This window comes from Kitasatospora misakiensis, from assembly GCF_042656005.1.
Lineage (GTDB): Bacteria > Actinomycetota > Actinomycetes > Streptomycetales > Streptomycetaceae > Kitasatospora > Kitasatospora misakiensis.
In genome coordinates, this window is the sequence record NZ_JBHSOF010000054.1 from 1 (window position 1) to 24,465 (window position 24,465).

A 24,465-nucleotide genomic window follows, 5' to 3' on the forward strand; every position below is an offset into this window, starting at 1 on the left:
TCTTCCCCCAAGGGACTTTCACCCTCAAGCAATCGCCCATGCTGGGCGCACAACGGAGAGGGACGGTACCGCGTGGCGGTACCGTCCCTCGGCGTCTCGGGGAGACGCTGCACCCTCCGACCGTATGACTGGTGCGTCCGTCGGAACGGACGCCGGAGCTGCCGTCCGGCCCCGCTGCCCGGGGCCGGAAGGGGCGTCGCACCGGTCTCGCGGAGACCGCGAGGCCCTAGTCATGACCGCCCTGGTCCTCAGGCGCCGCAGTCCCGGCAGATCGGGTTGCCGTTCTTCTCGCTGTACAGCTGGCTGCGGTGGTGGACCAGGAAGCAGCTCATGCAGGTGAACTCGTCGGCCTGCCGCGGCAGCACCCGGACGGAGAGCTCCTCGTTCGAGAGGTCGGCGCCGGGGAGCTCCATGCCCTCGGCGGCCTCGAACTCGTCGACGTCGACCGAGTTCCCGCCCTTGTCGTTCCTCCGGGCCTTGAGCTCCTCGATGCTGTCCTCGTTGAGCTCGTCGTCGGTCTTGCGTGGGGTGTCGTAGTCGGTAGCCATTTTTCGCTCTCCCCCTCCGGGTTGTGCGGTGTGTGCGGTATCTCCAGCGCACGTAACGCATGGGGGGTCGGTCTTGTGCCCGACCCGAGGCGGAGATTTTGCCTTACTTCAAGCCCTGTTACTCAATCGACACTCAGCCGGGGGTCCGTTGGGGTGATCCACTCGGGCGTTCGGGGCCTCACGCAGGGCCATCACGGGAGCGTGCCGACGACGGCCCGACCGACACTCTCCGTAAGCGAAGGTCCCTGGCACGTCCGCCAATTCCCTTGCCCACCAGGGCGGAGAGTCAATCCTCCGATCCGCCTCCGATCGCCGTTCCGCTCACGGACGGCGATCAGAGGGGTTCTGGCGATGATCACCCTCCGGGGTCAACCGCTCCCCGGTAGCGACACGGTGTGACCTTGGTCACGTTCGCCTGTGGTCGGGGCAAAGCATGGAAAACCCACCCAAGCCACTACGCCTGCTGGCGGGCCATCCGGCGGGCCAGGATCGCCGCCTGCCGCTCCTCGAACTTGACGGCCTGCGCGTCCAGCCCGGCGAGGAAGGCGCCGAGCTCCTCCTGGGCCCGCGCGCCCTCCGGCCCGAGGCCCGCGATGTCCATCACCTTGAGGTGGCGCAGCACCGGCTGCAGCACGTCGTCGTGGTGGATGCGGAGGTTGTAGACGCCGCCGAGGGCGATCTGGGCGGCGGCCCGCTCGAAGCCGGGGATGCCGTGGCCGGGCATCCGGAAGTCGGTCACCACGTCGGCGATCGCGCGCATGGCCTGGTCGGGGGCGATCTCCAGGGCGGCCTTCAGGAGGTTCCGGTAGAAGACCATGTGCAGGTTCTCGTCGTTGGCGATCTTCGCGAGCAGCTGGTCGGCCAGCGCGCAGCCGGAGTGGTGGCCGGTGTTGCGGTGCGAGATGCGGGTGGCGAGCTCCTGGAAGGCCACGTAGGCGACCGAGTGCAGCATGCTGTGCGCGTTGTCGGACTCGAAGCCCTCCGACATGTGCGACATCCGGGCCCGCTCCAGCTCGTCCGGGTCGACGGCGCGGGTGGTGAGCAGGTAGTCGCGGATGGCTATGCCGTGCCGGCCCTCCTCCGCCGTCCAGCGGTGGACCCACGTCCCCCAGGCGCCCTCGCGGCCGAACATGGTCGCGATCTCGTGGTGGTAGCTCGGGAGGTTGTCCTCGGTGAGCAGGTTGACCACGAGCGAGACCCGGCCGAGCGGGGTCACCTTGGAGTGCGCGGGCTCCCAGGCCTCGCCGCCCAGCACGCCGGCGAAGTCGCGGCCCTGGCTCCACGGGACGAACTCGTGGGGCATCCACTCCTTGGCGACCGACAGGTGACGGTTGAGCTCCTTCTCGACGACCTCTTCGAGGGCCAGGATCAGCCGCGTGTCGGTCCAGGAGCTCGAACCGAGCGAGGTGCTGCGCTGCACGGGGGCGATGGTCACGGGTCTGGCTCCTGGGGGACGGGCACGCGTGGGACGAGCGCACTTACGGTCGCGTAGGTTACGTAACCGTAAGTTGCCCGGGCCGGAAAAGACAAGCCGCCCCCGCCAGGCCTTATGTCGTCCTGACGGGCCTGCCGGAGGCGGCGGGGAACGGTCGGCGCACGGAGGTCGCCCGCCCGGGCGGCCGGACGGCCCCGAGAAGGGCCGTGGCGGGGCCGTGGAGGCCCTGGGAGCCGCCCGGCGCGCGGTGGGGCGCGGGGGTGCCCGGGGCGCCGATCAGATGCCCGGGGCGCGCATCAGATGCCCGGGATGCGCACGCGCATGGTGAGGCCGCCGCCGGCGCGCGGGGTGGCCTCGATGGTGCCGTTGTGCGCCCGCACCACCGAGCGGACGATCGAGAGGCCGAGGCCGACCCCCTTGTCGCTGCGGGTCCGGTCGGCGCCCTTGACCCGGCGGAACGGCTCGAAGATGTGCTCCAGCTCGTAGCCGGGCACCACCGGGCCGGTGTTGGAGACCACCAGTTCCCCGCCCCCCGGGACCGGGGCGGTGGTGATCTCGACCCAGCCGTCCGGGAGGTTGTAGCGGACGGCGTTCTGCAGCAGGTTGAGCGCTATCCGCTCCAGCAGGATGCCGTTGCCGGCGACCACCGCCGGGTGCAGCGAGGCGCGCAGGTCGACCTCCCGCTTGGCGGCCTCGGACCTGGTCTGCTCCAGCGCCCGGGTGGCCGCCTCGGACAGCTCGACCGGGCGGCGGTCGGTCAGCTCGTTGTCGCTGCGGGCGAGCAGCAGCAGGCCCTCGACCAGCTGCTCGCTGCGCTCGTTGGTGGCCAGCAGGGTCTTGCCGAGCTGCTGGAGGTCGGGCGAGGCCGCCGGGTCGGAGAGCTGCACCTCCAACAGGGTGCGGTTGATCGCCAGCGGGGTGCGCAGTTCGTGCGAGGCGTTGGCGACGAAGCGGCGCTGGGAGTCGAAGGACCGGTCCAGGCGCTCCAGCATGTCGTCGAAGGTGTCGGCGAGCTCCTTGAGCTCGTCGTCCGGGCCGTCCAGCTCGATCCGCCGGTGCAGGTCGGAGGAGGCGACCTCGCGGGCGGTGCGGGTGATCCGGCCGAGCGGGCGCAGCACCCGGCCGGCCATCGCGTAGCCGGCCGCGAAGGCGATCACGGAGAGGCAGACCAGCATGGTGAGCGTCTTGCGCAGCAGCGTGTTGAGCGCCGTGTCGGCCTTGCCGGTGTGGCTGTTGGCCAGGAACTGGTTGAACTGGTCGGTGGTCATCCAGGTGCCGTTCACCCGGACGCCGGTCGTCCCGAAGTCGAAGGACGGCGGCCGGACGTCCTGCATGGCCTGCCGGACGAAGACGTACATCAGCAGGAGCAGCACCACGCCGGCCATCAGGAACATCCCGCCGTAGAGCAAGGTGAGCCGGATCCGGATGGTCGGGCGGAACGGCAGCCAGGCGAGCATGCCGTCGCCGGGCACGTAGCTCTCGGGCTGGTGCAGTCGGGGGGCGCGCGGCGGGTGGGCCGGCTTGGGCGGGACGGGCCGGTCGGGCACGGCGCGCCCGCCGGAGGGCGCGCCGGAGGGCCCGCCGGCCGGGGGCGGGGTGGTCATGATGGTCCTCTCGGGGCGTCCGCCGCGGCGGGCGCGTGGTGGGGGCGGGGTCCGGTCAGATCCGGTAGCCGGAACCGGGCACGGTGACGATCACCGGCGGGTCGCCGAGCTTGCGGCGCAGCGTCATGACGGTGACCCGCACGACGTTGGTGAACGGGTCGGTGTGCTCGTCCCAGGCCTTCTCCAGCAGCTGCTCGGCGGAGACGACGGCGCCGCCGGCCCGCATCAGCACCTCCAGGACGGCGAACTCCTTGGGGGCGAGCTGGACGGGGCGGCCGTCCCGGATGACCTCCCGGCGGCCCGGGTCGACCGAGATGCCGGCCCGTTCCAGGATGGGGGGCAGCGGGACGGTGGCGCGGCGGCCGAGGGCGCGGACCCGGGCGACGAGTTCGCTGAAGGCGAACGGCTTCGGAAGGTAGTCGTCCGCTCCGATCTCCAGGCCCTCGACCCGGTCGCTGATGTCGCCGGAGGCGGTCAGCATGATCACCCGGGTGGCCAGGCCCTGCTCGACGACGCTGCGGCAGACGTCGTCACCGTGGACCAGCGGCAGGTCGCGGTCGAGCACGACCACGTCGTAGTCGTTGACCGCGATGCGCTGGAGCGCGGCCTCCCCGTCGTAGACCACGTCGACGGCCATCGCCTCGCGGCGCAGACCCGTGGCGACTGCCTCGGCGAGCAGCTGCTCGTCCTCGACGACGAGAACCCGCACAGTCGTTGTCCCTTCTCCAGGCCGGCCCCGGAAGCGGACGCGCGGCTCCGACGGTGTCCCCATCCTGCCTGGTCCTGCGGTAAAGCAGCGATAAGCTGCCCCGCGGGCAGGGCCGCCCGGCGGCGCCGCGGGGGGCGCGGGGCGGAGGTCCGGGCGAGGCTTCGGGCGAGGGTTCGTGGCGGGACCAGTCCGGTTGGACTGTGACGCGGGCAACTTTCTCGCGGCGGGAGGTTTCCCGGCCCCGGGGCTGGGGAGGACAGCTGCACACCCGCGATCCGGTTTCTGAGCCGATCGCACCCACCCGCCGTGCGTTCTTCCGCGCCGGCCCTGGGGCTGGGGCGTCACGGGAGCGGCCGAGGGCCGTCTCCGCGCCCGACCGGAGATCTTCACCGCCCGGATCGGACGCTTCCGCTGGCCACCGTAACCCTGGGGCAGGGGGCGCACGACCGTGCACGTCCGACACAGTAAGGGGGCCCGTATGGACGCCTTCACCGCCGGAATCCTGCAGCGCATCGCCAACGCCGAGCAGGACCTGCACCGCGCGATCGAGGCCGGGGACGAGTTCCTCGCCGAGGTGGAGCAGTCCGAGCTGGACGATCTTCGCCGTCTCGCCGCCGAACACGGCGTGGACACGGTGCTGGAGCGCCACCGCACCGCCGCCTGATCCGCCGACCGCCCGACCCGTCGCCGGATCTCCGGCACCAGCGGCCCTACGGGGGCCGTGCGAAAACCCAGGCCCTGGCATCCCCCGTATGTCAGGGCTCTTCGCTGCCCCTGGATCTTTTCCGGCCTCGTCGCCGGAAGCACCACCGGGCCCGTCCGCCGTCGCGCGGGCGGGCCCGGTGGTGTGGGGGCGTGCTCAGTCCGCCCAGGCGCGCAGGGCGGCCAGCCGCTCCTGGAGCGGCTCGTACACGCCGGGGGCGGCGGCCACCGTCAGCTCGCCGTCCGGGCCCTGCCCGGGGCGGCCGCCGACCAGGGCGCCGGCCTCGGCGGCGATCAGGCAGCCCGCCGCGCGGTCCCAGGGGGCCAGCCCGCGCTCGTAGTAGCCGTCCAGCCGGCCGGCCGCGACGTCGCAGAGGTCCACGGCCGCGGCGCCGCCGCGGCGGATGTCGCGCACCTCGGGCATCAGGGCGAGCACCACCTCGGCCTGCCGGACCCGCACCTCGCGGACGTAGGCGAAGCCGGTGCCGATCAGCGCCTGGCCCCACGGCGGGGCCGGGCGGGCGGAGACCGGCTGCCCCTCCCGCAGGGCGCCGCGGCCGAGCACGGCGTGGAACAGCTCGCCGCGCGCCGGGGCGTACACCACCCCGACCACCACGCGCCCGTCCAGCTCGGCGGCCACGCTGACCGCCCAGGACGGCAGTCCGTAGAGGTAGTTGACGGTGCCGTCGAGCGGGTCGACGATCCAGCGCACCCCGCTGGTGCCGGGCCGCTCGGCGCCCTCCTCGCCGAGGTAGCCGTCCTCGGGCCGGCGGGCTGTGATCAGTTCCAGGACGAGCTTCTCGGAGGCCAGGTCCATCTCGGTCACGACGTCGACCGGGCTGCTCTTGGTGCCGGCCACGGCGAGGTCGGCGGGCCGGCCGTCGAGCAGCAGGGCACCGGCCCGGCGGGCGGCGTCCAGGGCGACGTCGAGCAGCTCGTCGAGCAGGGCGGGGTCGGGCACGGGTTCTCCTCCGGAGGCGGGGCGGGGCGAGGCGGGGCGGGGCAGGGGCGGTCAGCGCTCGGCGGCGGCCGGGCGGGATGCGCGCGGGTTGGGGCAGCAGGCCACCGCGCAGACGTCCTGGCTCGCACCGAGCGCGCCGAGGGCGCAGCGGGACACCGGCTCGCCGCGCTCGGCGGCGGCCCGCTCCAGGACGAGCTCGCGGACGGCGGCGGTGAACCGGGGGTCGGCGCCGACGGTGGCGGCCCGGGCGACCGGCAGGCCGAGCTCGGCGGCCTTGGCCACCGCCTCGGTGTCGAGGTCGTACTTGACCTCCATGTGGTCGGAGACGAAGCCGATCGGCACCATCACCACGGCCGGGGCGCCCGCGGCGTGCTCGGCCTCCAGGTGGTCGCAGATGTCCGGCTCCAGCCACGGGATGTGCGGGGCGCCGCTGCGGCTCTGGTAGACCAGCTCCCACGGGCGGTCGGCGACGCCGGTGCGCTCGGCGACGGCGCGGGCAACCAGCCGGGCCACGTCCAGGTGCTGGGCGACGTAGGCGCCGCCGGGGCGGCCGCGAGCCGGGTCGTCCGGGGCGCCGGAGCTCTCGGCCATGGCGTCCGGGATGGAGTGGGTGGTGAACGCCAGCCGGGCGCCGGCCCTGACCTCCTCGGGCAGCCGGCCCAGGGCGGCCAGGGTGGCGTCGATCATCGGCTCGACGAAGCCGGGGTGGTTGTAGAAGTGCCGCAGCTTGTCGACCCGCAGCTCCGGCAGGCCCTCGGCGGCCAGGGCGGCCAGCGCGTCGGCGAGGTTCTCCCGGTACTGGCGGCAGCCGGAGTAGCCGGCGTAGGCGCTGGTGGCGAGGACGGCGATCCGGCGGTGCCCGTCGGCGGCCAGCTCGCGCAGGGTGTCGACCAGGTAGGGCGCCCAGTTCCGGTTGCCCCAGTACACCGGCAGGTCGAGCCCGTGCTCGGCGAAGTCCTTGCGCAGGGCGGCCAGCAGCTCGCGGTTCTGCTCGTTGATCGGGCTGACCCCGCCGAACAGGAAGTAGTGCTTGCCGACCTCCTGGAGGCGTTCCTTCGGGATGCCTCGGCCCCGGGTGACGTTCTCCAGGAACGGGACGACGTCCTCGGGGGCCTCGGGCCCGCCGAAGGAGAGCAGCAGCAGGGCGTCGTACGGGGCGGCGCCGGTGAGGGAGGTGTTGCGCGCGTCGGGCATGGGACCGATCCTGCCACTGTGGACAGGGGGGCCGGCGACGGGGCCGCGCTCGGCGTCCGGAAATTGCGATTGCCAAGGTTCGTAAGCTGTCTATGCCAGTCACGTTCCTTACCCCCTTGCGGAGCTCCCGTTGCTGTCCAGCTATCGCCGGATATTCGCCGCCCCAGGCACTCTGGCCTTCTCGTCCAGCGGGTTCATAGCCCGGCTGCCGATCTCGATGACGGGCATCGGCATCGTCACGATGCTCTCCCAGCTGAGAGGCTCCTACGGCATCGCGGGCCTGGTCTCGGCGACGCTGGCGGTCTCGGCGGCGGTCCTGGGCCCGATGGTCTCCTGGCTGGTGGACCGCCACGGGCAGCGCCGGGTCGCCGTGCCGGCCACCGTCGTCACGATGGCCGCCGCGACCGGACTGCTGCTCTGCGCCCACTTCGGGGCGCCGACCTGGACGCTGTTCGTCTTCGCGATCGGCATGGGCGGGATGCCGAGCACCGGCGCCATGGTCCGCGCGCGCTGGGCCCACCTCTACCGGGAGGACGCGCCGAAGCTGCACACCGCCTACTCCTTCGAGGCGGTCGTCGACGAGGTCTGCTTCATCGTCGGCCCGATCCTGTCGATCGGGCTGGCCACCGCGGTCTTCCCCGAGGCGGGCGTCCTGCTCGCCGGGATCTTCCTCGCCGTCGGCATCGCCCTGTTCACCGCCCAGCGGCGCACCGAGCCGCCGCTCCATCCGGCGCACGCCCGCAGCGGCCGCAGCGCGATCCTGAACGGCGGCCTGGTCGTCCTGGTGCTGACCTTCGTCGCCACCGGGGCGATCTTCGGCTCGGTCGAGGTGGTGACGGTCGCCTACGCCGAGGCGCAGGGCCACAAGGCGATCTCCAGTGTGATCCTGGCGCTCTGGGCGCTCGGCTCCTGCCTGGCCGGCGTCGTGTTCGGCACCCTGAAGCTCACCGGGTCGATGGCGAGCCGGTTCTTCGGCGGGGTGGTCTTCATGGCGGTCAGCATGGTGCCGCTGCTGCTGGTCGCCGAGTCGGTCGGCGGGGTCGGCGGCCTGGTCGCGGTCGGCGGCGCGCTGCTGATCGCGGGCATCGCCATCTCCCCCACCCTGATCACCGCGATGGCCCTGGTCGAGCGCCTCGTCCCGGCCGCCCAGCTGACCGAGGGCATGACCTGGACGACCACCGGACTGGCGATCGGGGTCGCGGTCGGCTCCTCGGTCGGCGGCTGGACGGTCGACGGCGCCGGGGCGGCGGCCGGCTACTGGGTCCCGCTGACCGCCGGGGTGTTCGGCGTGCTGACGGCGCTGGCCGGGCTCAAGCGGCTGCGGGCCGGGCTGGCCGCCGAGGACGCCGCGCTGCCGTCCGCCGAAACCGTGGACCTCGAACGCTGACCTGCCTTACCCTCCTCCCTACCCGCGGCCTACCCGCGGGTAGGGACCAGGTGAGCCGACGCCCGTTCGGCCACCCGCAGGAGGCGCCGCAATGCCCCAGGCCAGTACCGCGACCCGCACCCGCTGGACCAACTGGGCGGGCAACCAGAGCGCCCTCCCCGCCCGGGTGGTCACCCCCGGCACGGCGGAGGAACTGGCCAAGGAGATCCTGCGCGCCGCCGACCAGGGGCGGACCGTGAAGGCGGTCGGCTCCGGCCACTCCTTCACCGCGATCGCCTCCGCCGGGGACGGCGTCCTGGTCCGGCCGCACGCGCTGACCGCCGTCCGCGAGATCGACCGGGAGAACGGCACGGTCACCGTCGAGGCCGGACTGCCGCTGCTCCGGCTCAACCGGCTGCTCGCCGCCGCCGGCCTCTCGCTCACCAACATGGGCGACATCGAGGTGCAGACCGTGGCCGGCGCCACCAGCACCGGCACCCACGGCACCGGCCGGGACTCCGGATCGCTGGCCGCCCAGATCCGGGGGCTGGAGATCGTGCTCGCCGACGGCAGCGTCCGGCGCTGCTCCCCCACCGAGGACCCGCGACTGTTCGAGGCCGCCCGGCTCGGCCTCGGCGCGCTCGGCGTGATCACCGCGCTCACCCTCGCCGTCGAACCGGCCTTCCTGCTCACCGCGCACGAACAGCCGATGCGCTTCGACGAGGTGCTGGAACGGCTGGACGACCTCACCGCCGTCAACGAGCACTTCGAGTTCTACTGGTTCCCGCACACCGACCGCTGCTCCACCAAGCGCAACAACCGGAGCCAGGGTCCGGCCGCGCCGCTGCCCCGGTTCAAGGAGTGGCTGGAGGACGACTTCCTCTCCAACACCGTCTGGGAGGGCGCCTGCCGGGTCGGCCGCCGCTTCCCCGGCTCGGTGCCGGCGATCGCGGCGGTGGCCAGCCGCGCCTGGTCGGACCGCAGCTACACGGACACCGCGTACCGGGTGTTCACCAGCCCCCGCAAGGTCCGGTTCATCGAGATGGAGTACGCCGTGCCGCGGGCCGCGGTGGGCGAGGTGCTGCGCGAGCTGCGGGCCCTGGTCGAACGGTCCGACTGGCGGATCAGCTTCCCGGTCGAGGTGCGGTTCGCCCCGGCCGACGAGGTCTGGCTCTCCACCGCCCACGGCCGGGACACCGCCTACATCGCCGTCCACCTCTACCGCGGCACCGCGGAGCAGGGGTACTTCACGGCGGTGGAGCGGCTGATGACCGGGCACGGGGGCCGGCCGCACTGGGGCAAGCTGCACACCCGGGACGCCGAGTACCTCGCCGGGGTCTACCCGCGCTTCGCGGACTTCACCGCGCTGCGCGACGAGCTCGACCCGGACCGCCGCTTCGGCAACGACTACCTGCGCCGGGTCCTCGGCGCTTAGCCGGACTGGCCGGTTCGTCTTAGGGCGTCGCCGCGGGCTCCGGGGCCGGCGGCGGGGCGACGGCGGTGGTCGGGGCCGGGGGTTTCGGGGTCGCGCCGCCGGACGGCCCGGCGGAGGCGGTCCCCTCGCCGGACGGCCGCGAGGGAGTGGCCGACCCGGACGGCTCGCCGGAGGGGCGGGCCGTCGGCGGGGTGGCGGGCGTGCCGGACGGCGTGCCACCGGCGCCCGAGCCGGCCGACGCGCCGGTCGAAGCACCGGCCGACGGGGAGGCCGTCGGCCCGCCGACGTCCGTGCCCGGCCGGGCGCCGGGGCTCGGCCGCCCGGAGGCGCCGGCGTCCCGGCCGGCGGACGGCGAGGGGACGGCGGCCGGACCGGAGGACGGCGCCTCGCCCGGCGGGACCGGCGGTTTCCGGTCGACCCGGCCGCCCAGCGAGGTACCGCTGCCCGACCCGCCCTGGACCGTCGCCGACACCGGCTGACCGGTCGCCAGTTCGAAGGCCAGGATCGGCACCATCGCGACCGCGAAGACCAGCGCCGAGACCGCCGCGTACGACTTCCAGGTCCACCGCCGACGCGCCCGGACCACCCGCGGGGTGCTCCACTCGGCGGTACCCGGCGGCCCGGACTCCGATGGTCCGGCGTCCGCATGGTCCGGCCGCGGCGCCTGCCGCAGCCCGTTCGCCAGCGGCCCCGGACCGGCGGCCCGGTCGACGGCGCCGCGCAGCTGCTCCCCCGTGCGCCGGAAGAGGTGCTGGAACACCGCGCCCCCGGTGGTCGCGCCGACGCTCACCACCGCCGCGCCGAGAATGGTGCCGTAGACACCGAGTTCGGACGCGAGCACCGCCCCCACCACCGTGGCCAGCGCGCTGGCGGCGACCTGAGTCGCACTCAGATCAATTCGCCTGCGACCTTCCTCGGCTCCGTCCGGGTCGGGCTTCCGCTGCGGCATCAACATCCCTCTGTCAGTACGACTGTCTTTCGAACAAGTCACTCCATCTTGCTCAAAGAAGGACACAAGGGTCGAAAATGCGGTTCCGAGCGGGAGATATATGTGAAGATGATCACCGTCCACCGGCCGATCCTCGGCCATGGGGACGCGTGCTCTTGAGATTCCCGTGAATCGCGGGAGACTTGAGCGGCGAGCCGCCCCTCTGGATGCCACGAATGGAGTACTGTTCGTAAAGCCTGAGCCCTGGTCGACTTGTCGACTGCCCATCAGTCGACAGCTTGACAAAGAGTTGTGGCACAGGCACGCACGGCGACGCCGGTCCCGGATCGTCGCGTCCACTCCACGTGCGAGGACGGCCGGGGCACCCAGGCGCGACGTCGACGGATGACGTGGCAAAAAGGCAACCGTGCCACAGCGGTGTGGCCGGGCGTAAGCCCGACACGCCGGGGAACTCAGCAAGGTTGTGGCCAGTCGCGAGCGGGCAGGCCACACTCAGTACGGGAGCAGCGACGCAGGTGACGTCGGCAGGCACCACCCGGGAGGTAACCGTGCCCGAACTGCGGGTTGTGGCCGTCAGCAACGACGGCACACGGCTGGTGCTCAAGGCTGCCGACAGTACGGAGTACACCCTCCCGATCGACGAGCGGCTGCGGGCCGCCATCCGTGGTGACCGGCCTCGGCTCGGTCAGATCGAGATCGAGGTCGAGAGCCACCTCCGCCCCCGGGACATCCAGGCGCGGATACGAGCCGGTGCCTCCGCCGAGGAGGTCGCCCAGGCGGCCGGTATCTCCGTCGACCGGGTCCGCCGCTTCGAGGGTCCGGTGCTGGCCGAGCGCGCCTTCATGGCCGAGCGGGCCCGCAAGACCGCGATCCGCCGGCACGGCGAGGCCCCCGGCCCCCAGCTGGGCGAGGCGGTGGCCGAGCGGCTGGCGCTGCGCGGCGCCGAGAAGGAGACCGAGCGCTGGGACTCCTGGCGGCGCGACGACGGCACCTGGGAGGTCATCCTCTCCTACCGGGCCGACGGCGAGGGCCGCAGCGCGGCGTGGACGTACGACCCGCCCCGGCGACTGGTGCAGCCGAACGACGACGAGGCCCGCGCGCTGATCGGCGAGGCCGTCGAGCGCGAGGAGGAGTCGGTCTTCCCGTTCATCCCGCGGATCGCCCGGCTCCCCCAGGAGCGTCCGCCGCGTCCGATGATCGACCGGCCCTCGGCGGACCGGATCATGTCGGCCCGCGAGGTGCGGGAGTCCCGCGAGGCGACGGCCGAGGCCCGGGACTCGCTGACCAGCCTGCTGGACGTGGTGCCCGCCTTCCGCGGCGATCTCGCGGTCGGCGCACCGCCGTCCATCGAGCCGGTGCCCGCCGAGGTGGCCGAGGAGGCGGAGGAGCCGGCGGCCGCCGCCCCGGCGGTCGGCGCGGGCTCGGCGTACGCGGACATCCTGATGCCCCGGGCGGTCGCACCGCACCGGGAGCGGCTGGTCGGCACCACCGACCGGCAGGCCGAGGCGGACGGTGTCCGGCCCGGGCGCCGGGCCACCGTGCCGAGCTGGGACGAGATCGTCTTCGGCAGTCGGCGCAAGAAGCAGGAGTAGGATCCGGCAGGACTATCGAAGGCGCGGACGACCCCGGTCGTCCGCGCCTTCGGCGCGTCTCAGGGCCGGTCGGTGACGGCCACCGGGCGGGCCTCGTCGCTGGACCACTCGCTCCAGGAGCCCGGGTAGAGGGTGGCCGGCAGTCCGGCGACCGCGAGCGCCAGGATCTGGTGCGCGGCCGTCACGCCGGAGCCGCAGTAGACCGCCGTCTCCCGCTCCCCCGCGCCCAGGGCCCGGAACCGGGCGGCGAGTTCGGCCGCCGGCCGGAAGCGGCCGTCCGGGCCGACGTTCTCGGTGGTCGGCGCGGAGACCGCGCCGGGGATGTGGCCGGCCCGCGGGTCGATCGGCTCGGTCTCGCCCCGGTAGCGCTCCCCCGCCCGGGCGTCCAGCAGCAGCGCCTCGCGGGCCCAGCCGGCGGCGCCGTCCGCGTCGACCACCGGCAGCCGGCCCGGGACGGGCTTGAAGTCGCCGTCCCCGGCGGGCGGCAGCTCGGTGGTGACCGGCAGGCCGGCCTGCCGCCAGGCCGCGAAGCCGCCGTCCAGCACCCGGACGTCCGGGTGGCCGGCCCAGCGCAGCAGCCACCAGGCGCGGGCCGCGGCCAGCGAGGTGGCGCCGTCGTAGACCACCACCCGGCGGTCGGCCGAGACGCCGAAGCGGCGCAGCGCGACGCCGAACTCCTCCGGGTCGGGCAGCGGGTGGCGGCCGCCGCGCCCGGGCGGGCCGGGCGGGGCGGCGAGCTCGGTGTCGAGGGAGACGAAGTGGGCGCCGGGCAGGTGGCCGGCGGTGTAGTCCTCGATGCCGGGCGGGCCACCGAGCTGCCAGCGCACGTCGAGCAGGACCGGCGGGCGCCCGGAGTCGAGCGCCTCCCGCAGCCCGGTCACCGACACCAGTGGGGAATCATCGTGAGTGGTGGTCATGGCGGTCATGGCGGCCATTCTGGCGCAGCGTCGGACGGTCATGGCGGGGCGCGCCTCTTTGTGCGGTCTTTGCCGGAGTTTCCGCGCGGCCCGAGGGTTCGGGGAGCGGCACGGTGGAAGCATCACCCTCACTGCGCCGTTTCGTGCGCCGACCGCCCGTTGAGGAGACCTGTCATGCCCGCGCTGACACTCCGGCTGGCCCAGGGCACCCCGTGCTGGGTCAGCCTGATGACCGACGACCTGCCCGGCGCCCGGGCGTTCTACGGCGAGCTGCTCGGCTGGACCTTCGCCCCGGGGCCGACGCAGCTCGGCGAGTACGTCCGGGCCCGGCTCGGCGAGGAGCAGGTGGCCGGGCTCGGGGTCTCCTCGGTGACCGGCTTCCCGGTGCAGTGGACCACCTACTTCGCGGTCGACGACGCGGACCGCTCGACCCAGTTGGTGCGGGAGTGCGGCGGAACGGTCGCGGTCGGGCCGCTCCAGGCCGAGCGGGCCGGGCGGCTGGCGATCGCGGCGGACGTCTCGGGTGCGGTGTTCGGGCTCTGGCAGGGTGAGGAGCACCTCGGCCGGGAGGCCGGCCCGGGGCCTGGCGGGCCGGCCTGGGCCGAGCTGCTGACCCCGGACGCGGACGGCGCGGCCGCGTTCTACGGCGCGGTGCTCGGGGTGCCGGTGGCCGGGGCCGAGGGCGGGTCGGCGCTGCTGGTCGGCGGCCGGCCGGTGGCCGGGATCCGGCGCGGCGCCGAGTTGCGCGGCCACCCGCCGCGCTGGCGCACCCACTTCGCGGTGGCCGACGTGGACCTGACGGCGGGTCGGGCGGTGGAGCTGGGCGGCCGGGTGCTGGTGGCGCCGCGACCGACGCCGCGCGGCCGGGCGGCCCGGCTGGCGGACCCGCGCGGCGGGCACTTCTCGGTGCTGCAGGCAGCGGCCTGAGCGTCAGGCCTGCTGCTCCTCGAAGGGGAGGACGTCCGGGGAGAGCACCGCGGCGCGGGCGGTGGCGGAGGTCAGCCGGCGGCGGTGGTGGCGGCGGCAGAGCACCTCGTAGCCGACCTCGTCCTCGCGGACCGAGATGTCGCCGATCACCACCTGCGCCCCCTCGACCACCATGACCCCGCCGACCGTGCGGGCGTTGTGGGTGGCCCGGGCGCCGCACCAGCAGAGCGCCTCGACCTGGAGCACCTCGACCCGGTCGGCGAGTTCGATCAGCCGCTGGGAGCCGGGGAAGAGCCGGGTGCGGAAGTCGGTGGTGATGCCGAAGGTGTAGACGTCGATGTCGAGTTCGTCGACCACCCGGGCGAGCTGGTCGATCTGCTCGGGGGCGAAGAACTGGGCCTCGTCGCAGATCAGGTAGTCGACCCGGCCGCCGGCCGAGAGCCGGTGCACCACATGGGCGTGGAAGTCGAAGTCGTCGGCCACCTCGACCGCGTCGGCGCGCAGGCCGAGGCGGCTGGAGATGGTGGCCGCGCCGGCCCGGTCGTTGCGGGTGAGGATGATCCCCTGCCGGCCACGGGCGGCGTGGTTGTGGTCCATCTGGAGCGCGAGGGTCGACTTCCCGCAGTCCATCGTGCCGGAGAAGAACACCAGTTCAGCCATGGGTGGTGCAAAGGCCTTTCGCGTCAAGGGAGTTCAGCGGCGGAATTCGAGCAGCGGCACGAACTGCTCGACCGGGGTCATCGAACCGTGCAGGCCGATCATCGCGGACTCGCCGGGCTCGTTGCGGGAGGCGACGATGGCGATGTCGTCACGGGCGGCGGCGACCACGTCGCCGATCCGGTGGTAGACCCGGTCGTCCACGACGGGGCCGAACCAGCCGGCCTCGATCGCCGCGTCCCGGGTGGCCACCCACATCCGGTCGCCGAGCACCTCGCTCCAGACGGTGTGGACGTCGGCGGCGGCGCCGGGGACGGCGTAGACGTGACGGGCCCGGCCCTCGCCGCCGAGCAGGGCGACGCCGGCGCCGAGCTCCCAGTCCTCGTCGAAGTCGATCCGGTCCTCGGGCCCGATGTCGATCATGCCGTGGTCGGCGGTGACGTACATCACCGAGCGCGGGGGCAGCTGTTCGGCGAGCCGGCGGGCCAGCCGGTCGACCGCGTCCAGGGTCATCCGCCACTCGTCGGAGTCCACGCCGAAGCGGTGGCCGGCGCCGTCGAGCTCGCTGACGTACGTGTAGACCAGCGCGCGGTCGTGCTCGGCCAGCCAGGCGGCGGCCCGGTCCATCCGCTCCTCGCCGGTGGTGCGGCCGAGGAAGGTGCCGCCGGAGAGCGCGACCTTGGTGAGCGGGGTCTGGGCGAACAGCGGGGAGGACACCTGGGCGGTGGCCACCCCGGCGGCGTGCACCCGCTCGAAGACGGTGGGGTACGGCTGCCAGACGGCCGGGTCGGTGGGCGGCTGCCAGCGGAGCTGGTTCATCAGGTGCCCGGCGCCGGGCACCGCCACCGTGTAACCGGCCAGGCCGTGCAGGCCGGGCGGGGTGCCGGTGCCGACCGAGGCCAGCGAGGTGGCGGTGGTCGACGGGAAGCCGGCGGTCAGCGGCCGGCCGGTGCCGCCGAGCGAGCCGGCCGTCAGCGAGGAGAGGAACGGCGCGTACTCGGGGTGGCGCAGCAGCAGCTCCCAGCCCAGGCCGTCGACCAGGAAGACCACCGCGCGGTCGGCGGGCGCGAGCGGCAGGGTGGCGGTGAAGCCGGGCACGCCGAGGCCGGCGGCCACCGAGGGCAGCAGGTCGCAGAGCGAGCCGCTGCCGTAGGGCGGCGCGGGCGCGGTGGCGGGGTCGAGGAGCTCGAAGGCGTCGTGGCCGTCTGGGGCGAAGGGCATGGTGGCGGGGGTGGCTTCCTGGCTGGCCGGGGCGGCCCGGACGCGTCGGGGCGGCGTCCGGGCGGCGGCGGGTCGGCGCCCGTCGGCGCAGAACGGTACGGGTCGGTGCGGGGCGGGCTGTGCTTTTGCGGTGCGGGCTGTACGGGTCCGGGCGGATCAGACCCGGGGGCCGCCGGTGACGGTCGCCTCGGAGAGGGCGCGGGCGAAGAGCAGCGCCTGCGCGACCGTCTCGGGGCCGTCGCCGGCCTCGCTGACCCGCAGGGACAGGTCGTCCGCGGTGGCGGAGCCGGTGTAGCCGTGGTCCGCCTCGCAGTTCGGGTCGGAGCAGCCGGCCGGTTCGAGGTCGAGGCGCTGGACGGCGCCCCAGCCGATGGTCAGCACCACCTCGCGGGGCAGCGTGCCCGGGGTGTAGGTCTCCGGGTTGGCGACCATCCGGCTGACCACGACGGAGCCGATCCGGTCCAGCCGGACGCTCTCGGTCGAGGTGGTGGCGAGCGGGACGGCGGGGCCGCTCGCGTCGCCGGTCTGCTCGTCGGTGTGGCTCACCACGAAGCGGGTCGGGGTCAGCACCAGCACGGTGACGTGCCGGCGCACCTCGTTGGCGTCGAAGGTGGTCTCCTGGTGGACCAGGTAGGAGCTGATCGGCTCGGGACCCACCGCGGACTCGACGGCCTCGGACACCAGGGCCGGGTAATAGCCGCTGCGTTCGATCGCGGAACGCAGGTCCTGCGTGGTGGTGGTACCGGTCTTCGCCATAACTCCATCCTGGCATGGTCCGCCGACGAAGCGGGCGGCACGGCGCCGAGCTTCGGACAACGGGCGCCCGCGGTCCGGACGCAACCAAGGAAGGTTACAGCGTGCTCATGGCGCGCGGGCCCAGATCACTGCGGACCGGCAGGGGCGCGATGCGGACGCGCGCCCCCAGGATCGCCAGCCCGTGCGGGGCGACGACCACCGGTTCGAGGTCCACCGAGGCGATCTCCGGCAGGTCGTCGACCAGCCGGGACACCCGCAGCAGCACCTCCTCCAGGGCGTCGGTGTCGACGGCCTCGGCACCGCGCCAGCCGAACAGCAGGGGCGCGGCCCGGACCTCGCGGACCAGCGAGGCGACGTCCTGGTCGGTGGCCGGAACCAGTCGGTGGGCGACGTCGCCGAGCAGTTCGGCGGGGGCGCCGGCCAGGCCGAAGGAGAGGATCGCGCCGACCGCGAGGTCGACGGTGGCGCCGATCACGGTGTCCACCCCGCGGGGGGCGAGCCGCTGCACCACGAGCCGGGCCTCGGCCGCGCCGCCGAGCAGGCCGTCCAGCTCGCGGTGGGCGTGCCGCAGGCCGGCCTCGCCGGTCAGGTCGAGCCGGACGCTGCCGAGGTCCGGTCGGTGGCGCAGGTGGGGGGCGGTGGCCTTGAGCGCGACGGGGTAGCCGAGGGTCGCGGCGGCCCGCACCGCGCTCTCCTCGTCGGGGGCGGGCAGGGTCGGCGAGACGTCGATGCCGTAGCGGGCGAGCAGGGCGGCGGCCTCGGCGTCGGGCAGGGTGATCCGGGCGCCGCCGGGCTGGGTGCGGGCGGCCACGGCGGAGCGGGTGGCGAGCGCGGCGTCGACCAGGGCGCGGGCGCCGGCCTCGTCGATCCGGTCGAGTTCGGGGACCCGCGCGGTCTCCTCGGCCTCGGCCATCCGGCGGCGCCAGTCGGCGTAGTGGACGGCGTGGGCGAGGGCCCGGACCGCCCGCTCGGGCGCGGGGTAGGCGGGGATGCCGCCGGGGCGCAGCCGGCTCGGCAGGTCGGTGAGCGCCAGGTGGGCGAGGAGCAGCGGCTTGCCGGCGGCCCGGGCGCGTTCGCCGGCGTCGAGCAGGGCGGCGGCGATCTCCGGGTCGTCGGAGCCGAGCTCGGGGTCGTCCGGGCCGGTCAGCCGGCCGCCCATGAAGGCGTGGGAGGAGGTGCCGATCGGCGGGATGGCGACGGCGATCACCGCGTCCACCCCGGGGTCGGTCAGCGCGGTGTCCAGGGCGATCCGGAAGTTCTCGCCGGTGGCGGCGGTGGTGAGGTCGACGGGGGTGCGCGGGCGCAGGCCGGCGGAGAGGCAGGCGTCGTGGGTGAGCAGGCCCAGGGAGTCGGAGTTGCCGATCACCGCGACCCGGTCGCCGGGCGGCAGCGGCTGGAGGGCGAGCAGTTCGCCGGTGTCGTACAGCTCGGTGATGGTCTCCACCCGGGTGACGCCGGCCTGTTCGAAGAGCGCGTCGACGGTGGCGTCCCGCAGGCCGCCGGCGGTGGGCGGGACGGCGTGGCCGGGCGGCAGGCTGCCGGTATGGCGGGCGCCCTTGACCACGACGATCGGCTTGGCCTGGGCGAGCCGGCGGGCGATCCGGGTGAACTTGCGGGGGTTGCCGAAGGACTCCAGGTAGAGCAGGACGACGTCGGTGGCCGGGTCCTCGGCCCAGTACTGGAGGAAGTCGTTGCCGGAGACGTCGGCGCGGTTGCCGACCGAGGCGAAGGAGGAGATGCCGAGGCCGCGCCGGTGGCCGGCCTCCAGCAGGGCGACGCCGATCGCGCCGGACTGGCAGAAGACGCCGAAGCCGCCGCGGGCCGGCAGCACCGGGGCGAGCGAGGCGTTCAGCGGGTGCCCGGGGTCGGTGGAGATCAGGCCGAAGGCGTTCGGGCCGATCACCCGCATGCCGGCCGCGCGGGCCTGGCGGATCAGGGCGCGCTGGCGGTCGCGGCCCTCCGGGCCGGTCTCGGCGTAGCCGGCGGTGACCACCACCAGGCCCTGGACGCCGTGCGCGCCGCACTCGGCGACCGCCTCGGGCACGGCGGAGGCGGGGACGGCGATCACCGCGAGGTCGACCGGGCCGGGGATCTCCAGGATCGAGCGGTGCACCGGGACGCCGTCCAGCTCGGTGCCGGGCGGGGCGTTGCGGTTCACCGCGTACACCGGCCGGTCGTCGGCGGCGAAGCCGGTGAGCAGGTCGCGCAGCAGGGCCCGGCCGACGGTCCGCGGGTCGCGCGAGGCGCCGATCACCGCGACCGAGCGCGGGGTGAGCAGCCGCTGGACGGAGCGGGCCTCGGCGCGGTGCTCGCGGGCCCGCATGACGGCGAGCGAGGCGGCGGTGGGTTCGAGGTCGAACTCCAGGTGGACGACGCCGTCGGCGAAGCTGCGGCGCTGGACGTAGCCGGCGTCGGTGAAGACCTTCACCATCTTGCGGTTCTCCGGCAGCACCTCGGCCTGGAAGCGGCGGATGCCGCGCTCCTGGGCGACCGCGGCGATGTGCTCCAGCAGGGCGGAGGCGACGCCGCGGCCCTGGTGGGCGTCCTGGACCAGGAAGGCGACCTCGGCGTCGGTGCCGGTCTCCGAGGGGCGGCCGTCGGGGTCGATCCGGTCGTAGCGGACGGTGGCGATGAAGCGGTCGCGGACGACGACGGCGAGGCCGACCCGGTTGACGAAGTCGTGGTGGGTGAAGCGGCGGACGTCCTTGTCGGAGAGCCGGGGGTAGGGCGCGAAGAAGCGGAAGTACTTGGACTGGTCCGAGACCTGCTCGTAGAACTCCACCAGGCGGCCGGCGTCGGCGGGCGTGATCGGGCGGATCCGGGCCGTGCCGCCGTCGCGCAGCAGGACGTCGGCCTCCCAGTGCTGGGGGTAGTCCGGGCCGGTCGGAGCGAGGTCCGGGCGGCCCGCCGACCGGTCGCGCTGCGGGTCCTGCTCGGGGTTCGGTGCCGCGGAGTCGTCCACGACCGCCAGGTTATCCGGCGGCGGGGCGAATGGCGCCGGAGGTGCGGGCACGGCAGGGTGGACAGGGCCTCCGAACGGGGACGACGCACCGGTCACGGGCCTGGACGCGCCCCTGAATGCGCTCCGAGAATGCCCCGAATATGCCCCCGAAAGAAACAATCACAAGTCCCGAACGGCGCGGCCTCCAGGGGTCAACTGCGGGCATACTGGTCTAGACAACACGGCCGCTATCCCCCAGCACGACCGTGACCAGCTTTACCGGAAAGGCACGTCTCATGGCCGAGCGCCGCGTCACCATCGGTTGGGCCGAGGGCCTGCACGCCCGTCCCGCCTCCGTCTTCGTCAAGGCCGTGGCGGCCACCGGCGTGCCGATCACCATCGCCAAGCCGGGCGGCAACCCGGTCAACGCCGGCTCGATGCTCGGCCTGCTCGCGCTCGGCGCGCAGGGCGGCGAGGAGGTCGTGCTGGCCTCCGACGCCGAGGGCGCCGACGCGGCCCTGGACCGCCTGGCCAAGCTGGTCCAGGAGGGCCTGGACGAGCTGCCCGCCGCGGCCTGAGCCACCCCGCGCACACCCGGAGCCCGGGCCCCCTGTTTGGTCGGGGACCCGGGCTCCGGCGTGCGCGGCGGCGGTCAGCCGGACGCGATGGCCCGCAGGATGTCCAGCCGGGCCGCCCGACGGGCCGGCCGCAGCCCGGCCACCGCGCCCGCCACCAGCCCGGCCACCAGCACCACGGACAGCTGGAGCGGCGGGACGGCGAAGCTGCCCGTCCCCTCGGTGTCGGCCGCCCGCACCAGCGCCCAGCCCAGGAACGCCCCCAGGCCCAGACCGCCGATCGTGCCGAACAGCGCCACCAGCACCGACTCCCAGCGCACCATCGCGCGCAGCTGGCTGCGGGTCTGGCCGACCGCGCGGAGCAGGCCCAGCTCCCTGGTCCGCTCGTGCACCGCCAGGGTCAGCGTGTTGGCGATCCCCAGCAGCGCGATCAGCACCGCGAGCGCCAGCAGCGCGTAGACCACCGAGAGCATGATGTCGACCACCGAGGCGGCGCTCTTCGCGTACTCGGAGCGGGTCTGCACCTTCGGATCGCCGAACGGGGCCGCCGCCGCCGTCACCGCGGCCTTGCCGGCCGACAGCGAGACGCCGTCCTTGAGCGCGACCGCCACCAGCGAGTCGGCGTCCTGCCCCTTGTGCGGAGCCCAGGCCTCCCGGGTGACCAGGTAGTCGCCGGCCAGCTCGCTGCCCTGGTAGAGCGCCTTCACCGTGAACGGCGACTCGGCGCCGTCACTGAACCGCACCGGCACGGTCGTGCCCACCTGCCAGCCGTGCTTCTCCGCCTCCGTCCGGGCCACCGCCAGTCCGTCGGTGCCCAGTTGGAGCGAACCGTCCACCCGGCCGAGGTCCACGATGCCGGCCAGCCGGCTCGGATCGGTGACGTCCAGGGTCCGGCCGTGGCCGTCCACCCGCGCCACGCCCCGGCCCAGGCCGACGCTCTGCCGCACCTCGGGCAGCCCGCCGACCGCGTCCGCCAGCTTCGGGCTGAGCCCGCCGCCCCGGAAGCCGCCGGTGGAGACCGCGAGGTCCCCGGCGAAGGTCCGGCTCACCGTGTCGTCCATGGTCGCCTTGATCGACGCGCCGAAGACGGTGAACAGCGAGACCACCGTGACCCCGACCATCAGCGCGCTGGCCGTCGCCGCCGTCCGCTTCGGATTGCGGGTCGCGTTGCGCTTCGCCAGCACACCCGGCATGCCGCGCAGCCTCGGCAGCGGGGCACCCAGCACCCGCACCACGAAGGTCGCGAACACCGGGCCGAGCACCACCACGCCCATCAGCGTGGTCACCGCCCCGCCCGCGGTCAGCCCGACCGACGGGCCGTTGGTCGCGCCGACCACCGTGCCGACCACCCCGGCCGCCGCCAGCAGCACACCCGCGATCCAGCGGATCCGGCCGGCCCGGCCGTCCGCCGCGCCGTCCACGGCCACCGCCCGCATCGCGGCCAGCGGCGCCGTCCGGCCCGCCCGCACGGCCGGCGCGACCGCCGAGGCGACCGCCGTGACCGTGCCCACCGCCAGCGGCAGCGCCACCGAGACCGCGCCGATCACCAGGCCGCCGGTCGGCAGGTTGAAGCCGATCACCTTGAACAGCGACTTCAGCCCGGCCGCCACCCCGATCCCGCCGAGCAGTCCGGCCACCGAGGCGGCCAGCCCGACCACCACCGCCTCCGCCAGGGTCGCCCCCAGCACCTGGCCGCGCGCCGCGCCCAGCGCGCGGAGCAGCGCGTTCTCCCTGGTCCGCTGCGCCACCACGATGGCGAAGGTGTTGTGGATGGTGAAGGTCGCCACCAGCAGGGCGATGCCCGCGAAGACCAGCAGCAGGGTGGTGAACATGGTCAGGAAGCGGCTGGACACCTGCGTGGTGGCCTCCTCCGAGACCTTCGTCCCGGTCACCGCCTCCAGCCCGGCCGGCAGCTTCGCCGACAGCGCCGCCACCAGCTCCTGCTGGGAGAGGCCGCCGGCCGCCCGGAACTGGATCGAGGTGGCCTGGCCCTGCCCCTTCGGGGTCAGGTACCGCTGGGCGTCCGCCAGGGTCAGGCCGGTGTAGGTGTTCTGGCCCATGCCGTCGGCCTCGGCGCCGAAGGTCGCGATGCCGACGATCGTCACCGGCACCGGGTCGGGGGCGCGCAGCACGGTCGTGTCGCCGATCTTCAGCTCACCGGCCTTGGCCGCGCCCCGGTTGATCACCGCCTCCCCCGGCTGCTGCGGCGCCCGGCCCTCGGCCAGCCGGTACGGGTTGAGCCCGCTGTCGGCCTGCCAGTAGCCGGCCAGCGTGGGCGGACCCTGGCCGCCCACCGCCTTGCCGTTCTTGCCGATCAGCTGACCGGAGCCCTGGATGGCCGGCTCGGCGGCCGCGACCCCGGGCACCTGGCGCAGCTGGTCGGCCAGCGCGATGTCCACCGGGGCGCGGACACCGCCGAAGGTGTTCTCGGTGTCCATCACGTCGGCGCTGCGCACCACCGCGTCGGTGCCGCGGTTGGCATCGGCGAACAGGGTGTCGAAGCTGCCGCGCAGGGTGTCGCCGAGCACCAGGGTGCCGGTCAGGAAGCTCACCCCGAGCAGGATCGCGGTGAACGTCCCGGCCAGCCGGCGCTTGTGCGCGGCCAGCGAGCGCAGACTGATCCGGAGAGTGGCGGTGGTGCTACTCATGACCCGCCGCCTCCAGCCCGGCCGGCCGCGGGGCCGTGCTCGAAGGCCTTCATCCGGTCCAGCACCCCGGCCGGGTTGGGCCGCTCCATCCGGTCCACCAGCCGGCCGTCGGCGAGGAACAGCACCTCGTCCGCGTAGCCGGCGGCGGTCGGGTCGTGGGTGACCATGACCACCGTCTGCTCCATCTCGTCCACCGCGCGGCGCATCAGCTCCAGCACCTCGGCGCCGGTCCGGGAGTCCAGGTTCCCGGTCGGCTCGTCCGCGAAGACCACCTCCGGACGGCCGGCCAGCGCCCGGGCCAGCGCGACCCGCTGCTGCTGGCCGCCGGAGAGCTCGGTCGGCCGGTGGTCGAGCCGGTCGCGCAGACCGACCGCGTCGATCAGGGTCTCCACCCACTCCCGGTCCACCTCGCCGCCGGCCAGGTCGACCGGCAGCGTGATGTTCTCCCGGGCGGTCAGCACCGGCACCAGGTTGAAGGACTGGAAGACGAAGCCGATCCGCTCCCGGCGCAGCAGGGTCAGCCGGCGGTCGTTGAGGGTCTCCAGCTCGGTGTCGCCGATCATCGCCGTCCCGGCGGTCAGCCGGTCCAGGCCCGCCGCGCAGTGCAGCAGGGTGGACTTGCCGGAGCCGGACGGGCCCATGATCGCGGTGAGCCGGCCGGCCGGGAAGCCGACGGTCACGTGGTCCAGGGCGCGCACCTCGGTGCGGCCGATGCCGTAGACCTTGACCGCGTCGGCCACCCGGGCGGCCATCCGGTCGGTCTCGACCAGTTCGAGGACCGGGAAGGTGGTCACTTGGCACCGCCCTGACCCGGCTTGGTGTCACCCGGGCCGTCCTGGAGGTGCTCCAGCAGGGTGTCCCGGCGGGTGCGGTACTCCTCCTCGGTGATCTCGCCGTCGGCGTACCGGCGGGCCAGGCTCGCCAGCGGGGCCTCGGTACCGCCGCCGCCCCAGGGGCCGCCGCGCCAGCCCGGGCCACCGCCCCAGGGGCCGCCCCACTGGCCGGCCCACGGCGGGCCCCACGGCCCGCGCCGGAACCCGCCGCGGCGGCGGAAGACGGTGAACACGGTGATCAGGACGAGCAGCCAGAACAGCGGGAAGAGCAGGAACCACGGGCCCGGGCCACCCCCGTTGTTCCACGGGCCCCAGCCGTCCCGGCAGATCGTGTCGGCGAGCAGTGCGGTGCTCTGCATGGCGGTCAACTCCTCGGTGTGCCCCGCACGTTCGGACGGGGGCGGCGCCGGCCCCGGACGTTCCCCGAGGCCACCACGAGCTTCCCGCCGGAAGGGGGTCCGGCGCGTCCTCCGGGGAGCGGCACCGCGGGTACGA

At 74.4% G+C, this 24,465-nt stretch carries 21 protein-coding genes; 6 read left to right on the plus strand and 15 right to left on the minus strand.

Going from position 1 to position 24,465, the window contains the following annotated elements:
* Positions 1-248: 248 nt before the first annotated feature.
* From ACFP3U_RS30440 to ACFP3U_RS30455, 4 genes are all read right to left on the minus strand, one after another.
* On the minus strand, positions 249-548 hold the full coding sequence (locus ACFP3U_RS30440; protein ID WP_030301307.1) for a DUF4193 domain-containing protein: 300 nt from the start codon (positions 546-548) through the stop codon (positions 249-251).
* Between the two features lie 454 nt (positions 549-1,002).
* Entirely contained in the window at positions 1,003-1,983 is a 981-nt protein-coding gene (locus ACFP3U_RS30445; protein ID WP_380228953.1) for an acyl-ACP desaturase, read from the minus strand.
* Positions 1,984-2,279: 296 nt separating this feature from the next.
* Positions 2,280-3,587 carry a sensor histidine kinase gene (locus ACFP3U_RS30450; RefSeq protein WP_380228954.1) on the minus strand — a complete coding sequence of 436 codons (1,308 nt, stop codon included), beginning with the start codon at positions 3,585-3,587 and terminating at the stop codon, positions 2,280-2,282.
* A 55-nt stretch (positions 3,588-3,642) separates the two neighbouring features.
* The gene (locus tag ACFP3U_RS30455) at positions 3,643-4,296 is read right to left on the minus strand and encodes a response regulator transcription factor (RefSeq protein ID WP_030396557.1); all 654 of its coding nucleotides are present in this window, start codon (positions 4,294-4,296) and stop codon (positions 3,643-3,645) included.
* A gap of 478 nt (positions 4,297-4,774) precedes the next feature.
* Here ACFP3U_RS30455 and ACFP3U_RS30460 point away from each other — a divergent pair, with 478 nt between their 5' ends.
* Positions 4,775-4,960, plus strand: a complete 186-nt coding sequence (locus ACFP3U_RS30460) for a hypothetical protein (RefSeq protein ID WP_030301315.1) — start codon at positions 4,775-4,777, stop codon at positions 4,958-4,960.
* Between the two features lie 195 nt (positions 4,961-5,155).
* Here ACFP3U_RS30460 and ACFP3U_RS30465 read toward each other — a convergent pair whose 3' ends face one another.
* Together ACFP3U_RS30465 and ACFP3U_RS30470 are read right to left on the minus strand one after the other, a co-directional pair.
* On the minus strand, positions 5,156-5,959 hold the full coding sequence (locus ACFP3U_RS30465; RefSeq protein ID WP_380228955.1) for an inositol monophosphatase family protein: 804 nt from the start codon (positions 5,957-5,959) through the stop codon (positions 5,156-5,158).
* A gap of 51 nt (positions 5,960-6,010) precedes the next feature.
* Positions 6,011-7,153: a ferrochelatase gene (locus ACFP3U_RS30470; protein ID WP_380228956.1), complete on the minus strand. Its 1,143-nt coding sequence runs from the start codon at positions 7,151-7,153 to the stop codon at positions 6,011-6,013.
* 130 nt (positions 7,154-7,283) lie between these two features.
* Here ACFP3U_RS30470 and ACFP3U_RS30475 point away from each other — a divergent pair, with 130 nt between their 5' ends.
* On the plus strand, positions 7,284-8,540 hold the full coding sequence (locus tag ACFP3U_RS30475; protein WP_380228957.1) for an MFS transporter: 1,257 nt from the start codon (positions 7,284-7,286) through the stop codon (positions 8,538-8,540).
* A gap of 91 nt (positions 8,541-8,631) precedes the next feature.
* Positions 8,632-9,954, plus strand: a complete 1,323-nt coding sequence (locus tag ACFP3U_RS30480) for a D-arabinono-1,4-lactone oxidase (RefSeq protein ID WP_380228958.1) — start codon at positions 8,632-8,634, stop codon at positions 9,952-9,954.
* A gap of 19 nt (positions 9,955-9,973) precedes the next feature.
* Here ACFP3U_RS30480 and ACFP3U_RS30485 read toward each other — a convergent pair whose 3' ends face one another.
* On the minus strand, positions 9,974-10,903 hold the full coding sequence (locus ACFP3U_RS30485; RefSeq protein WP_380228959.1) for a hypothetical protein: 930 nt from the start codon (positions 10,901-10,903) through the stop codon (positions 9,974-9,976).
* Between the two features lie 515 nt (positions 10,904-11,418).
* On the opposite strand from ACFP3U_RS30485, the gene sepH reads away from it, so the two are divergent.
* Positions 11,419-12,495 carry a septation protein SepH gene (gene sepH / locus ACFP3U_RS30490; RefSeq protein WP_380228960.1) on the plus strand — a complete coding sequence of 359 codons (1,077 nt, stop codon included), beginning with the start codon at positions 11,419-11,421 and terminating at the stop codon, positions 12,493-12,495.
* Between the two features lie 59 nt (positions 12,496-12,554).
* Here sepH and ACFP3U_RS30495 read toward each other — a convergent pair whose 3' ends face one another.
* Entirely contained in the window at positions 12,555-13,421 is an 867-nt protein-coding gene (locus ACFP3U_RS30495) for a sulfurtransferase (protein WP_380228961.1), read from the minus strand.
* A 165-nt stretch (positions 13,422-13,586) separates the two neighbouring features.
* Here ACFP3U_RS30495 and ACFP3U_RS30500 point away from each other — a divergent pair, with 165 nt between their 5' ends.
* Positions 13,587-14,339, plus strand: a complete 753-nt coding sequence (locus ACFP3U_RS30500; RefSeq protein WP_380228962.1) for a VOC family protein — start codon at positions 13,587-13,589, stop codon at positions 14,337-14,339.
* A gap of 3 nt (positions 14,340-14,342) precedes the next feature.
* Here ACFP3U_RS30500 and ACFP3U_RS30505 read toward each other — a convergent pair whose 3' ends face one another.
* The 4 genes from ACFP3U_RS30505 to ACFP3U_RS30520 all read right to left on the minus strand — a co-directional run bounded on the left by ACFP3U_RS30505 (position 14,343) and on the right by ACFP3U_RS30520 (position 19,935).
* Positions 14,343-14,999, minus strand: a complete 657-nt coding sequence (locus tag ACFP3U_RS30505; RefSeq protein ID WP_380228963.1) for a thymidine kinase — start codon at positions 14,997-14,999, stop codon at positions 14,343-14,345.
* Between the two features lie 33 nt (positions 15,000-15,032).
* Positions 15,033-16,217, minus strand: a complete 1,185-nt coding sequence (locus tag ACFP3U_RS30510) for an alkaline phosphatase family protein (RefSeq protein ID WP_380228964.1) — start codon at positions 16,215-16,217, stop codon at positions 15,033-15,035.
* 156 nt (positions 16,218-16,373) lie between these two features.
* Positions 16,374-16,973, minus strand: coding sequence for a DUF5998 family protein (locus ACFP3U_RS30515; RefSeq protein WP_380228965.1), 600 nt, complete (start codon positions 16,971-16,973; stop codon positions 16,374-16,376).
* Positions 16,974-17,067: 94 nt separating this feature from the next.
* Complete coding sequence (locus ACFP3U_RS30520) at positions 17,068-19,935, minus strand: bifunctional acetate--CoA ligase family protein/GNAT family N-acetyltransferase (protein WP_380228966.1); 2,868 nt, start codon at positions 19,933-19,935, stop codon at positions 17,068-17,070.
* Positions 19,936-20,210: 275 nt separating this feature from the next.
* Between ACFP3U_RS30520 and ACFP3U_RS30525 the strand changes: the two genes are divergently transcribed.
* Positions 20,211-20,492: an HPr family phosphocarrier protein gene (locus ACFP3U_RS30525; RefSeq protein ID WP_380228967.1), complete on the plus strand. Its 282-nt coding sequence runs from the start codon at positions 20,211-20,213 to the stop codon at positions 20,490-20,492.
* Between the two features lie 74 nt (positions 20,493-20,566).
* Here ACFP3U_RS30525 and ACFP3U_RS30530 read toward each other — a convergent pair whose 3' ends face one another.
* Genes ACFP3U_RS30530 through ACFP3U_RS30540 form a run of 3 tightly spaced genes read right to left on the minus strand, consistent with a single transcriptional unit; the run spans position 20,567 to position 24,329 of the window.
* Positions 20,567-23,137 carry an ABC transporter permease gene (locus tag ACFP3U_RS30530; protein WP_380228968.1) on the minus strand — a complete coding sequence of 857 codons (2,571 nt, stop codon included), beginning with the start codon at positions 23,135-23,137 and terminating at the stop codon, positions 20,567-20,569.
* Positions 23,134-23,889, minus strand: coding sequence for an ABC transporter ATP-binding protein (locus ACFP3U_RS30535; protein WP_380229003.1), 756 nt, complete (start codon positions 23,887-23,889; stop codon positions 23,134-23,136). The genes ACFP3U_RS30530 and ACFP3U_RS30535 overlap by 4 nt, the downstream gene beginning before the upstream one ends.
* Before the next feature lie 38 nt (positions 23,890-23,927).
* Positions 23,928-24,329, minus strand: a complete 402-nt coding sequence (locus ACFP3U_RS30540) for an SHOCT domain-containing protein (RefSeq protein WP_380228969.1) — start codon at positions 24,327-24,329, stop codon at positions 23,928-23,930.
* Between the last annotated feature and the right edge of the window lie 136 nt (positions 24,330-24,465).

What these genes read in the sequence shown, in the direction of transcription:
- ACFP3U_RS30440 (WP_030301307.1), bottom strand. Translation starts at nt 548, where the DNA reads ATGGCTACCGACTACGACACCCCACGCAAGACCGACGACGAGCTCAAC.
- ACFP3U_RS30450 (WP_380228954.1), bottom strand. Translation starts at nt 3,587, where the DNA reads ATGACCACCCCGCCCCCGGCCGGCGGGCCCTCCGGCGCGCCCTCCGGC.
- ACFP3U_RS30460 (WP_030301315.1), top strand. Translation starts at nt 4,775, where the DNA reads ATGGACGCCTTCACCGCCGGAATCCTGCAGCGCATCGCCAACGCCGAG.
- ACFP3U_RS30470 (WP_380228956.1), bottom strand. Translation starts at nt 7,153, where the DNA reads ATGCCCGACGCGCGCAACACCTCCCTCACCGGCGCCGCCCCGTACGAC.
- ACFP3U_RS30480 (WP_380228958.1), top strand. Translation starts at nt 8,632, where the DNA reads ATGCCCCAGGCCAGTACCGCGACCCGCACCCGCTGGACCAACTGGGCG.
- ACFP3U_RS30485 (WP_380228959.1), bottom strand. Translation starts at nt 10,903, where the DNA reads ATGCCGCAGCGGAAGCCCGACCCGGACGGAGCCGAGGAAGGTCGCAGG.
- ACFP3U_RS30495 (WP_380228961.1), bottom strand. Translation starts at nt 13,421, where the DNA reads ATGACCGCCATGACCACCACTCACGATGATTCCCCACTGGTGTCGGTG.
- ACFP3U_RS30500 (WP_380228962.1), top strand. Translation starts at nt 13,587, where the DNA reads ATGCCCGCGCTGACACTCCGGCTGGCCCAGGGCACCCCGTGCTGGGTC.
- ACFP3U_RS30505 (WP_380228963.1), bottom strand. Translation starts at nt 14,999, where the DNA reads ATGGCTGAACTGGTGTTCTTCTCCGGCACGATGGACTGCGGGAAGTCG.
- ACFP3U_RS30510 (WP_380228964.1), bottom strand. Translation starts at nt 16,217, where the DNA reads ATGCCCTTCGCCCCAGACGGCCACGACGCCTTCGAGCTCCTCGACCCC.
- ACFP3U_RS30515 (WP_380228965.1), bottom strand. Translation starts at nt 16,973, where the DNA reads ATGGCGAAGACCGGTACCACCACCACGCAGGACCTGCGTTCCGCGATC.
- ACFP3U_RS30525 (WP_380228967.1), top strand. Translation starts at nt 20,211, where the DNA reads ATGGCCGAGCGCCGCGTCACCATCGGTTGGGCCGAGGGCCTGCACGCC.
- ACFP3U_RS30530 (WP_380228968.1), bottom strand. Translation starts at nt 23,137, where the DNA reads ATGAGTAGCACCACCGCCACTCTCCGGATCAGTCTGCGCTCGCTGGCC.
- ACFP3U_RS30535 (WP_380229003.1), bottom strand. Translation starts at nt 23,889, where the DNA reads ATGGCCGCCCGGGTGGCCGACGCGGTCAAGGTCTACGGCATCGGCCGC.
- ACFP3U_RS30540 (WP_380228969.1), bottom strand. Translation starts at nt 24,329, where the DNA reads ATGCAGAGCACCGCACTGCTCGCCGACACGATCTGCCGGGACGGCTGG.